The sequence below is a fragment of the Wenzhouxiangella sp. YN1 genome, assembly GCF_056324145.1.
Genome location: NZ_JBJNIO010000053.1, coordinates 1 through 10,897, shown reverse-complemented (window position 1 = coordinate 10,897; position 10,897 = coordinate 1). Strand labels below are relative to the sequence as shown.

The 10,897-nt window shown below is 60.4% G+C and carries 9 protein-coding genes; 4 read left to right on the top strand and 5 right to left on the bottom strand.

Features of this window, described 5'->3' with window-relative positions:
- Together ACEWQZ_RS00240 and ACEWQZ_RS00235 are read right to left on the bottom strand one after the other, a co-directional pair.
- Positions 1 to 279 (bottom strand): YbhB/YbcL family Raf kinase inhibitor-like protein (locus ACEWQZ_RS00240; RefSeq protein ID WP_476481062.1); only part of this gene is annotated, 279 nt, incomplete at its 3' end.
- A 214-nt stretch (positions 280 to 493) separates the two neighbouring features.
- Positions 494 to 1,561, bottom strand: coding sequence for a prenyltransferase (locus tag ACEWQZ_RS00235; RefSeq protein WP_476481061.1), 1,068 nt, complete (start codon positions 1,559 to 1,561; stop codon positions 494 to 496).
- An 88-nt stretch (positions 1,562 to 1,649) separates the two neighbouring features.
- On the opposite strand from ACEWQZ_RS00235, the gene ACEWQZ_RS00230 reads away from it, so the two are divergent.
- Together ACEWQZ_RS00230 and ACEWQZ_RS00225 are read left to right on the top strand one after the other, a co-directional pair.
- Entirely contained in the window at positions 1,650 to 3,710 is a 2,061-nt protein-coding gene (locus tag ACEWQZ_RS00230; protein ID WP_476481060.1) for a prolyl oligopeptidase family serine peptidase, read from the top strand.
- A 446-nt stretch (positions 3,711 to 4,156) separates the two neighbouring features.
- Complete coding sequence (locus ACEWQZ_RS00225) at positions 4,157 to 5,692, top strand: catalase (protein WP_476481059.1); 1,536 nt, start codon at positions 4,157 to 4,159, stop codon at positions 5,690 to 5,692.
- Positions 5,693 to 5,983: 291 nt separating this feature from the next.
- Here the strand turns inward: ACEWQZ_RS00225 and ACEWQZ_RS00220 are convergent, their stop codons facing one another.
- Positions 5,984 to 7,189, bottom strand: coding sequence for an MFS transporter (locus tag ACEWQZ_RS00220; RefSeq protein ID WP_476481058.1), 1,206 nt, complete (start codon positions 7,187 to 7,189; stop codon positions 5,984 to 5,986).
- A 229-nt stretch (positions 7,190 to 7,418) separates the two neighbouring features.
- Here ACEWQZ_RS00220 and ACEWQZ_RS00215 point away from each other — a divergent pair, with 229 nt between their 5' ends.
- Both ACEWQZ_RS00215 and ACEWQZ_RS00210 read left to right on the top strand, forming a co-directional pair.
- A complete protein-coding gene (locus tag ACEWQZ_RS00215; protein ID WP_476481057.1) occupies positions 7,419 to 8,111 on the top strand; it encodes a CAP domain-containing protein in 693 nt (230 codons plus the stop codon).
- Between the two features lie 220 nt (positions 8,112 to 8,331).
- Positions 8,332 to 8,865: a DUF924 family protein gene (locus tag ACEWQZ_RS00210; protein ID WP_476481056.1), complete on the top strand. Its 534-nt coding sequence runs from the start codon at positions 8,332 to 8,334 to the stop codon at positions 8,863 to 8,865.
- Here the strand turns inward: ACEWQZ_RS00210 and ACEWQZ_RS00205 are convergent.
- Both ACEWQZ_RS00205 and ACEWQZ_RS00200 read right to left on the bottom strand, forming a co-directional pair.
- On the bottom strand, positions 8,862 to 10,658 hold the full coding sequence (locus tag ACEWQZ_RS00205; RefSeq protein WP_476481055.1) for a diguanylate cyclase: 1,797 nt from the start codon (positions 10,656 to 10,658) through the stop codon (positions 8,862 to 8,864). The genes ACEWQZ_RS00210 and ACEWQZ_RS00205 overlap by 4 nt on opposite strands.
- A 37-nt stretch (positions 10,659 to 10,695) precedes the next feature.
- On the bottom strand, positions 10,696 to 10,897 hold a 202-nt coding region (locus ACEWQZ_RS00200; protein WP_476481054.1), incomplete at its 5' end, for a YbhB/YbcL family Raf kinase inhibitor-like protein.

Genomic DNA, 10,897 nt, shown 5'->3' with positions numbered 1-10,897 from the left:
GACCCCGGCGGTTCCCTCCGAGCTGTTTTCGTCCAGCGAGGTGGTCGACGCCGGCAGGTTGTAGAGCACCCAGTGAACGAAGCCATAGCTGCCGTTCTGCACCAGGGGCGCGTCCGGGTCGTGGCAGATCACGGCGAAGCCTTTGGTGCCCTCCGGAGCGCCCCGCCATGAAAGCGCCGGTGATACATCATCTCCCTCACCGGTATGCCGGCTCGGGATAGGACCGCCATCCTCGAAGGCTTCGCTGCTGAGGCGCATATCCGAGAGTGCAAAAACCATGGTAAATCTCCTTGGGTAGTTTTCCGCATAAGTCAGGGCCGTGCAGCCTGGTTATCGACCGCACACCCGTTATCAACCTACCTGTTAATCCTCGGGGCGGTGGCTCAGAAACACAAACACGCTGTTGCCCAGGACCCAGGAGCAACCAGGCGCTGTCCAAGATCGTGACGGGCTCAGATCAGATAGCTGTGCGCACGAGCGCCGTACTCGATTTTCAGCGCCAGAAGTCAGGAAACAGGACACGAATCAGCGTATCCGACAGCAGGGCAATGACAAACCAATTGCTGAATGCTTTGTCGTGCACGAAGCAGACGGTAGAGTACCAGCGAGGCCATACGGCAGCGGGATAGTCAGCCGGTCTTTCCGCAGGCCGCGGCCGCGACAGGCGCCGCAGCGCCGGGAGGGCGGGCTGGATGGCCAGCAGTATCAGCAGCATGACCGGCGTGAAGAATGACAGGCCGAAAATCATGAAAATCACAATGACGTAGGCCAGCAGGATCATCGCCATGGTGAGATACCGCGAAGCCGTCTCGCCGATGACTACCGGAAGCGTGCGCATACCTCTTTCAACGTCGTCGAAACGCTTATCGGTGTGCTTGCCTACGTTAACCGCCGCCACCACCAGACCAATGGGCAGACTGGCCAGAATCACCAGCCAGCTCCAGTGCGAGGTCAGTACGTAGTAAACGCCCCCAATCATCAACGGCCCCCAGATGAGGAGTATGGAAAACTCACCAAGCGCCAGGTTCTTCAGCGGGTAGGTATAGAACAACAGGACCATTGCGCCGAAGCCGAACAACCACCACACCGGGGCGGAAAAGTCGGTATAGAAGAGTGCGTAAATACCGGCCAGAGCGGCCACCAGCCCGGTCAGCCAGAACCAGACGAGCTGTGTCCGTCGACTCCAGAACCCCTGCGCCAGCGGATGAGTCGCGTACTGGGTGCGAAAGTAGTTGTCGTCGTCGATGCCGCGCGTGTAGTCGGTGTAGTCGTTGAGAAGATTGTTGGCGCCGTGGGCGACGAATAAACCCAGGGTCACGATGACCCAGGTCAGCAGGCTCATGAACGCCCCGGCTGTTTCGGCGGCCTCATGCAGGTAGCGCCAGGCCAGCAAGCCACCAACCGCGCAGGAATAAAACGTGATCATGGTGACTGCCGAGCGGGTTGCAATCAGCCAGCGCGACAGAAAGTCGAGGCTGTCCCACTCCGTCTTGTTCTCGATCATGATCAACCGGGAAAGCGACTTCTTCCACATTGCGACGGCGTTTTCCATGGGCATCATCAGGAGTTCATTTCAGCAAAACGATGGCTGCTTGCCCTCGGGGCACGCACTGTGCATCATGCACAATTGTGTCATGAAGTGAGAATGAATGATGAAAACTGCAGGCTTGTTTGCCGCTGCGATCCTCAGCGGGGCGGTGTGGGCGGCGCCGCAGCCGTTTGACGCAAACGATCTTGTTAATCTGGATAGAGTGGGTGCCCCGGCGCTTTCACCAGACGGCGAGACGGCCGCCTTTGCCGTTCGCTCGACCGATTACCAAGCCAACAAGGCGGAAACCTCGCTGTGGACGGCTTCGCTGACGGAGAGGTCGCCATCGAAGCGCGTGGGCGAGGATGTTGGTGCAGCCGATCCGCAGTGGAGCCCGGACTCCTCCGGTATTTATTTTCTGGCCAGCGATGACGATATCAAACAGCTCTGGCACCTGCCGGCAGACGGCGACTCAGCCAGCCCAATCAGCAGCCTGCCGATTGATATCAACAGCTTCAGGCTCTCCCCGGACGGAAACAAAGCACTACTGTCCATCGACGTGTTCATGGACTGCAAGCCAGAAAATGCCCTGGCCTGCACCCGCAACCGACTCAAACAGCGTGCGGACAACCCTGCGACCGGCATGCTCTACGACCAGATGTTCGTGCGCCACTGGAGCCAGTGGAACGACGGCCGGCGCTCGCAGCTGTTCATTGCCGATTTCAACGATGACGGCACGCTTGGCCAGCCGCGCTGGCTGACGCCCGGGCTGGACGGTGACATGCCGTCGAAACCGTTTGGCGGCAGCGCCGAGTTTGCCTTCGCGCCCGATGGTGAAAGCATCTACTTCAGCGTCAGGCTGGCCGGCGCCAAGGAACCCTGGTCGACCGACTTCGATATCTACCGCCTGGCGCTGGACGGCTCTTCCGATGCCGAGAATCTCACCGCCGACAACGACGCTTGGGATGCCTTCCCCCTGCCCTCGCCTGACGGCCAGACGCTGTATTACCTGGCCATGTCGGTGCCCGGTTTCGAGGCCGACCGCTTTGCCATCATGGCACTGGATCTGAACACCGGAACAAGCCGCGAACTTGCTCCCAACTGGGATCGATCAGCCGGCCCCATGCGTATTTCCGACGACGGTAAAACGCTCTACACCAGCGCCAACGATGAGGGCAACCATCCCCTGTTTGCCGTCGACACCGCCAGCGGCGAGGTCGAAAAACTGCTTGGTAATGGCAAGGTTACGGGCTTCGATGTGGCAGGCAACAAGGTCGTTGCCGGCCATCAGGATCTGCAGCACCCGACCGATCTGTATCTTGTTGGCGCAGAAGCATCCGAGCGACTGACGCATTTCAACCAGGAAACCCTCAAGAACGTGCAGTTCGGAGAGCCTGAGTGGTTCTGGTTCGAGGGCTGGAACGACGAATCAGTGCAGGGCTTCGTGGTCAAGCCCGTCGGCTACGAAGAAGACCGTAAGTACCCGGTTGCCTTCATGATTCACGGCGGCCCGCAAGGGGCCCTGTCCAACGACTTCCACTATCGCTGGAACCCACAGACCTATGCCGGGCAGGGGTTTGCCGTGGTGGGCATCAACTTTCACGGCTCGACTGGCTATGGCCAGGAGTTCACCAATTCCATCAGCCAGCACTGGGGCGACCGCCCGCTCGAAGACCTGCAGAAAGGCTGGGCCGCAGCACTGCAGAAATACCCTTTCCTGGATGAAAACCGCGCCTGCGCGCTGGGCGCCAGCTACGGCGGCTACATGGTCAACTGGATCGCCAGCCAGTGGAACGAGCCGTGGCGCTGCCTGATCAACCACAACGGCATCTTTGACACGCGCAACATGTACTACGCCACCGAGGAGCTGTGGTTCATGGAGCACGAACACGGCGGGCCGGAATATGAAACCCCCGCGGCCTACGAAAGGTTCAACCCCATCAAGCACGTCGAAGACTGGAAGGTGCCCATGCTGGTCATCCACTCCGACAATGACTACCGCATTCCGCTATCCGAGGGCCTGGCGACGTTTACCGCCCTGCAGCGGCAGGGTGTTCCCAGCCAGTTCCTGCGCTTTCCCGACGAAACCCATTGGGTCGCCAAGCCGCACAACAGCGTCCAGTGGCACAGCACCGTCAACGACTGGCTCAAGCGCTGGACCGATACAGCTGAGGTCGATTGAGACAACAACCGCAAACTCCGGGCGCCCGAACGGCGCTCCGGACCGACCGGATCACCAAGACACCAGCGGACTCCGGCTTTGCGCTCGCACCCGCAAGCCTGAACGCGATCTGCGTCGCCGCCAGCTCAATCAAACCGGGGAGCCAACGGTCTTGAGCCCGCCCAGCGGCCCAAGGAAGTCATCTTCGGGATTGGTCAGATACAGCGCGCGAACAGCCGGGGCGTCGTGCCACGGCTAAACGCTCGTCAATCAATCAAGGTACGCCATTTGGGGAGGACGTCGGCTCCACTAACCGGCCTTGCCGGCTGGCGCCAATGCCGGGTTGCCAACCAACCCGTCACTATGGCTAATTGCTATTGATTCGATACCGACAATCAATTTGCTTAAACGGCTTGGAGAGCACAGAATAAATCAACATTGGTTTAAAGCATTGCTGGAGGACGACCATGAGCGATTCGCGCAAAAAGTCACAGTGCCCGATCACGCACCTCACCACCAACGCCGGCGCACCAGTACCCACCAACCGCGACAGTCTGACAGCGGGGCCACGCGGGCCGCTACTGGCCCAGGATGTCTGGCTCAATGAACGGCTGGCCAATTTCGTGCGCGAAGTCATCCCCGAGCGGCGCATGCACGCCAAGGGTTCGGGTGCGTTTGGCACGTTTACCGTTACCAACGACATCAGCCAATACACGCGCGCCAGGGTCTTCAGCGAAGTAGGCAAACAAACCGAAATGTTCGCCCGGTTCAGCACGGTGGCCGGCGAACGCGGCGCGGCCGATGCCGAGCGTGACATTCGCGGCTTTGCGCTCAGGTTCTACACCGAAGAAGGCAACTGGGATCTGGTAGGCAACAACACCCCGGTATTCTTTGTTCGCGACCCGCGCCAGTTTCCGGACCTGAACAAGGCCGTCAAGCGCGATCCGCGCACCAATATGCGCAGCGCCGACAACAACTGGGATTTCTGGACCCTGCTGCCCGAAGCCCTTCATCAAGTCACCATCACCATGAGCGATCGCGGCATCCCCAAAAGCTATCGCCACATGCATGGTTTCAGTTCACACGCCTACAGCTTCTGGAACGACAAGGGCGAGCGCTTCTGGATCAAGTTTCATATCGAGACCCAACAAGGCATAGAAAACATCACCGACAAAGATGCGGCCGAGCTGGTTGGCACTGATCGAGAAAGTCACCAGCGCGACTTGTATGAGGCCATCGAACGTGGCGATTATCCCAGGTGGAAGGTGTTCGTACAGATCATGCCCGAGGCCGACGCAGCCAAAATGCCCTACAACCCGTTTGATCTGACCAAGGTCTGGTACAAGGGCGACTACCCGCTGGTGGAAGTAGGCGAATTCGAGCTCAACCGCAACCCGGAAAACTACCATTCGGATGTTGAGCAGGCGGCGTTTTCACCTGCCAACCTGGTGCCCGGCATAGGCGCCAGCCCCGACCGCATGCTGCAAAACCGCCTCATCAACTACGCCGATGCGCAGCGCTATCGAGTGGGCGTCAACCACCATCAGATACCGGTCAACCAACCACGCTGTCCGGTCTACAGCAACCACCGTGACGGCACTGGCCGGGCCGACGGCAACTATGGCGACCTTCCGCACTATGAACCCAACAGCTACCGGCAGTGGCAGGCTCAGCCTGAATTTGCCGAGCCACCCCTGAAACTTGAAGGCGAGGCCAAACACTGGAGCTTTCACGAAGACGACGACAATTACTTCGAGCAGCCCGGCAAGCTATTCAACCTGATGTCGCCCCAGCAACAGCAGGTTTTGTTCGACAACACTGCACGCGCAATGGGTGATGCGGCCGAATTCATCAAGTTCCGCCACATCCGCAATTGCCACGCTGCCGATCCGGCCTACGGCGCGGGCGTAGCCAAGGCGCTGGGGCTGGATCTGGACAAGGCCCTGGCGTCCCAAAAGGATGACCCCATGTACGGCAATCCCCTGGTGGCCTTGCCTGTTTGATCAAGACCAGAGCACAGCACGGCAACTGCCAATAAACAGCTGCGGCCGGTTCATGACCGGTCGCAGCCATTCGCTCTGGACTTTCCCAAACCATGGGCCTTCAGCACCTTCACAAACCCGGCCGAATCCTCAACACCCAGGATTCGTGCTGAGCTCTCTACCAACGATTACCGGCCGAGAGGATGCCCTGCACGACGCCATCATGTCCACGAACCGCGTCCCTCATCAGCTTGGCAAATCGGAGGCGCTCAGAGACGCCCCGGTTTCGCTGATTTTTTCGGTAGAGCCGGTTCACCGAACACGCGCGGCGACCGCGCTGCGCCGCCGCTGCAGCAGCGCGACAGGAAGCGTCAGCAGCGAGGCCCCGGCGGCCACCAGCAGCGCGGTGGAGAACGACAGCCCGGCGGCGAGGGTTCCCACGAGAACGGATCCAATTCCGGTGCCAGAATCGAAACCGATATTCCAGACCGCGCTCGCGGTGCTGTACTCCTCCCGCCGCACCGCCGATAACGAGAGCAGCAGCGTGAGGTTCTGCAGGCCCCCGTAGGCAACCCCGACGAGCGTCATGCCGAGCAGCAGCGGCACCACGCGCGTGGCGGCGGGGTCAGTCACCGCCGCGGCCGCGAGCGTCAGGCCCGCGCCGGTGAACAGGATCAGCGGCCACACGAACGCCCGCGCGCCGTGGCGGTCGGCGAGCGCCCCCAGGCGCCAGCGGCTCAGCGCCGCAGCCGCCGTCAGCAGCGCCAGTCCGGCGGTGGTTGCAGGCGGGACCGTGCTCATCTGCGGAGCGAATGTGAGAAGCGCCCCGCCCGCAAGCGTCACGCCGATGAGGATAACCATCGGTGGCAGGAGCGCGCGGGCCAGGTATCCGAGCCGCCCTTCGCGGAGCCCACCTGCCTGATCGTGCTGCCCCGCGGCCTCCGGGGAGAGTGCCTCACCAACCGAAGAGTGAGTCCGTTCGTGTTCCCGCAGCACCCGCGCGAGCCGCGGCGTTGCCGTGATCGCAAGCACCGGCAGGGTTCCGATAGCAAACACCAGCCAGAATCCGATGGCGTCCGCAAGCCACGGCCCGGCCGGAAGCAGGAGCAGCTGGGGGCCCGCAACGGCGACACCATAAGCACCGATCGCTGCGCCGTGGCGCGCAGGCGGCACGAGCGTGGCGACCGCTGCCGAGCCGGTCACGGTAATGATCCCGAAGCCCACGCCGCGCAAAGCCGAAAGCCCGAGAATCCACAGCAGCTCGTCGGAGAACAGATGCAGCAGCGCGGGCCCGTTGAGCAAGACAAGCCCGGCGGCGAGCACCCGACCAGCGCCGAACCGGCGCAGCAAAGCGGGCACGAACGGCTGGGTCAGGATGGTCGTCAGCATCAGGATCCCGTTGACCAGGCCCGACCCGGCTTCATCCGCGCCGCCGCGCACGGCCCACAGCGGAGCAATCGGCAGCAGCGCGGAAAATCCGGTAAACCCGGCCGCGGTAACGATGAGCAGGGCCGGCATCCCGGCCGCCCTCCAGACAGACGCCGATGGGGAAAGTGAACTCATGGCCACTGACTCTAACCCGTCCTGGCGGGCCGGTGACAATACTCTCGGTGCAGAAGCCGTCAGCGCCAGATTGCCTTCGGGTGCCGGGTCGCCCGAGTGAGCTGCAGAGACTTCTGGATTTCTGGAAATAGAGGGTCTATGCTTTGTTTACGCCCCAAGGCTGCATCGCATCGAGACCTTCCCAATGCGTATTCTGTTCGTTTCTTTTTTGCTGCTATTGCTCATGCCGGTCGAAGCACCGGCACAGATGACTCCGCAACTGCGCGACCACATTGTTGCAGAACACAATCGCCTGCGCCGTGATGCGATCGGGCCTGGAGGGCCGGGTTTCGTTTCCCCGGTCACGGCGACGGCCATGCTCGAGATGGAATACGACATGAAACTCGAGTGCGTCGCTCAAGCCTACATCGAGACACAGGAGGGGGGGTTCACGCACAACCCGGACCGGAACCAGGATTACGCCGCTTGTGGCGGCTCCGGCGCGGTTGGCGAGAATTGGTATTCAGGGGCACCTGATTCGGGCGGCACCGCTGGCGGTGCCGTTAACATATGGACCGACTTTGTCTGGCCCGCATCGTCGGGTTATGACGGCTGCTCCGAGCGGCAGCGATATCATGGCACGGATGGGTGCTCCGGCATGGTCGGCCACTATACTCAGGTGATGTGGTCGAGCACTTCCAAGGTCGGGTGCGGCTATACGGCCGCTGCCGGGACTGTGTGCAACTATTCGCCCGCCGGGAACATTTACGGAACGGACCCTTTCGTCGTCGGAGAAGCTTGCTCGGCTTGCCCGGAGACACACCCGTTCTGCATCAACGGCCTATGTGCCCGTGAGGGCCTTGGGGATTTGATATTCTTCAGCGATTTCGAGCAGTGAAAACCAGGGCGCAGATGGGCGCCTCCAGCCCTTCAACCTGATTAGGGAATACAGTTCGCCGACATCTGTGTCCTGGCTTTCAGGAGCGCATGACCCGCGGACAGAGCCGCAGGGCCAGGGCCATGTCTCCGTCTTGAGTCAGGCGTAGAGGCGCGTCAGAAAAGGCTGCCTCAACCCTCAAACCCTGCCCACTTGAATGGCAGAGCTATCAGGATTGGAAATGCTTGACGAGATACTTGTATTCTGGTTCGACGAAATCGATCCAAATCAGTGGCGATGCTACGATCCGGCATTCGATGCCTTGCTGAGAAAGCGCTTTCTAGGCCTGCTTCAACAAGCCGCTGCCGGCGAACTGTTCACCTGGCGTGACAAAGCCAGAGGGCGTCTGGCTGAAATTATCGTACTGGATCAATTGTCACGAAACATCTATCGAAACACCCCGCTGGCTTTTGCCCAGGACTCAGCAGCGCTGGTGCTGGCTCAGGAGGCTGTATCCGCAGGCGTGCTGTCCGAGCTCGGCGAAGAGCAACGCAGCTTTCTGCTGATGCCGTACATGCATAGCGAATCCCGGACTATCCACATACAGGCGGAGACCCTATTCAGGCAGCACGCACCATCTCGATACGAGCCTGAACTGAGACACAAGGCCATTATTGATCGATTCGGTCGCTACCCGCATCGGAATGAGATACTCAACCGTGCTTCCACGAAAGAAGAAATTGAATTCCTCAAGTTGCCGGGCTCACGTTTTTAATAACTAGATGATGCCGAAGGGTGCGTTGCAAGCACCACACAATTACGCCCGCTGTACTTGCCTTCATACAGGGCTTGATCAGCTCGATCGATAAGGTCGTTGACACCATCGTCCGGGCGAGGATCAACCAGCCCGCCAATGGTCACGGTAACAGCGATGGCGTTTCCATCGACATCGAAGGGCTCAGAGGCAATGACTGATCTGATCTTCTCCGCCGCAACCTGCGCCCCTGCAGCGTCAGTGGATGGCAGTAGCACGGCAAACTCTTCACCGCCCCAGCGACAGACGGCATCCTGCACCCGAAGCGCGCTGCGAATACGGTCAACGACACCGCGAAGTATCGCATCACCCACCTCATGCCCATGCTCATCGTTGACTTTCTTGAAGTGGTCGATATCCAGAAACAAAAGAGAAAACTTGCTGCTGCTGCGCGCCAGGCTCGCCAGTTCATGCTCCAGGATCGGCAGGAACGCGCGGCGGTTTCGGATTCCGGTCAGATAGTCTGTCGCCGCGGCTTCCCTCAGCTCGACCTGCAACTTTTCCAGCTCGGCGTTCTTCTGCTCCATTAGCCGGTTCACGCGCTGGTTGGCACGATACCGATGTATCAGCATTGTCAGCATCGCCAAAAGCGACAGCAGCAAGCCCGCACCGAACATCAGCATGATGCGCTGCGTCTGTCGCTGTTTTTGCAACTGGGCCAGCTCGCGTTCCTTGCGCACATTGTCGAACAGCGCGCGCATCCGTTCGATCTGCTCCGCACGCTCCTGTGACATGCGCTCTTCTCGGATCTCGGAGGCCTCGTGCAGCAGCGCCAGCGCGACAGTCGGCCGACCCTGTGCTTCCTCCAGCTTCGCCAGTTCCCGGCTTGCAGTTTCTCGAGCACGCAGATTGCCAACTTCCGCCGCCAGAGTACGCGCACGTTCAAAATGACTGCGCGCTTCATCGACGCGCCCGAGCTTTCTGAAGATTACGCCAAGATTGGACAGAGTCTCGGATATGCCCTGACGATCGTTGATGGCTTGGTAGTGCTCAAGCGCCCTTTGATACCAGTGCACCACGTTCTCTGGCTCGCCCTTGCGCTCATAAGTGGCGCCGATATTGTTCAGAATTCGTGCTACCGACTGGCGCTCGCCCAGCTGTTCCATGAGCGCAAGGCTTTCTTCATAGGCCGATAGCGCTGCCTCGAAATCGCCGCGCACAGTATGAATGTTGCCAATGTTTGCGAGCTGTCGACCTGCCCCTTCGAAACCATCGATCTCCTCGAAGGCCGCTTTCGATCGACGATAGTAGTCGTAGGCGTCGTCGTAGCGCTCTTGATAGAAGAACAGGGTTCCGGTTGACGACAACACTTCGGCCATGCCTCGGGCGTAACCAGCCGTTTCAAAGCCTGATTGTGCCGATTGATAGGCCGAGAGCGCTGCTTCGAAGTTATTGGCTGCAAGATGAATGTCACCCGCTGCCTTCTGCGCCTCGGCCAGCAACCTGCCGTTGGCGTTGCGCTCAAACCACGTGACCGCCAGCCGGATTTCGGCGATCGCTTCATCGTTTGCCGCGAGCGCGCTCAGCGCTTCGGCGATAACGACGCGGGCTTGTGCCAGCAGCCTCTCGTCAGCGTCATGCGTCGCTTGCTCGCGCACTTCACGCGCAATTGCCAGCGCCCGGTCGGGAGCTGAATCCAGCAATTCCCTGGCTGTTTCCAGTTCAACGCTCTGTGCCAGAACCAGCGACGAAACCAGAAGCAGCAACCACGGCAGCCGACGCAGGGTACGCACTGCGGCCAGAACCTCAGGCAAGGCCGCTGTACCATTCAGGGATGAACCTCTCACCACATCAGTCGCGCTGATAGGTACCCACCAGGCGGTTCATACCGAGCAGATGCGGCTCGACTTGTTCGAGCAGCTCGGCCATCGAGAGCCCGGCAGGCAGATCGGTGGCCTTGTCCAGCGCCAGCACCCAGAAATAATAGCGGTGCACACCGTGACCTTCCGGCGGCATCGGGCCACCGTAGCCCGACTTTTCCAGATCGTTGACC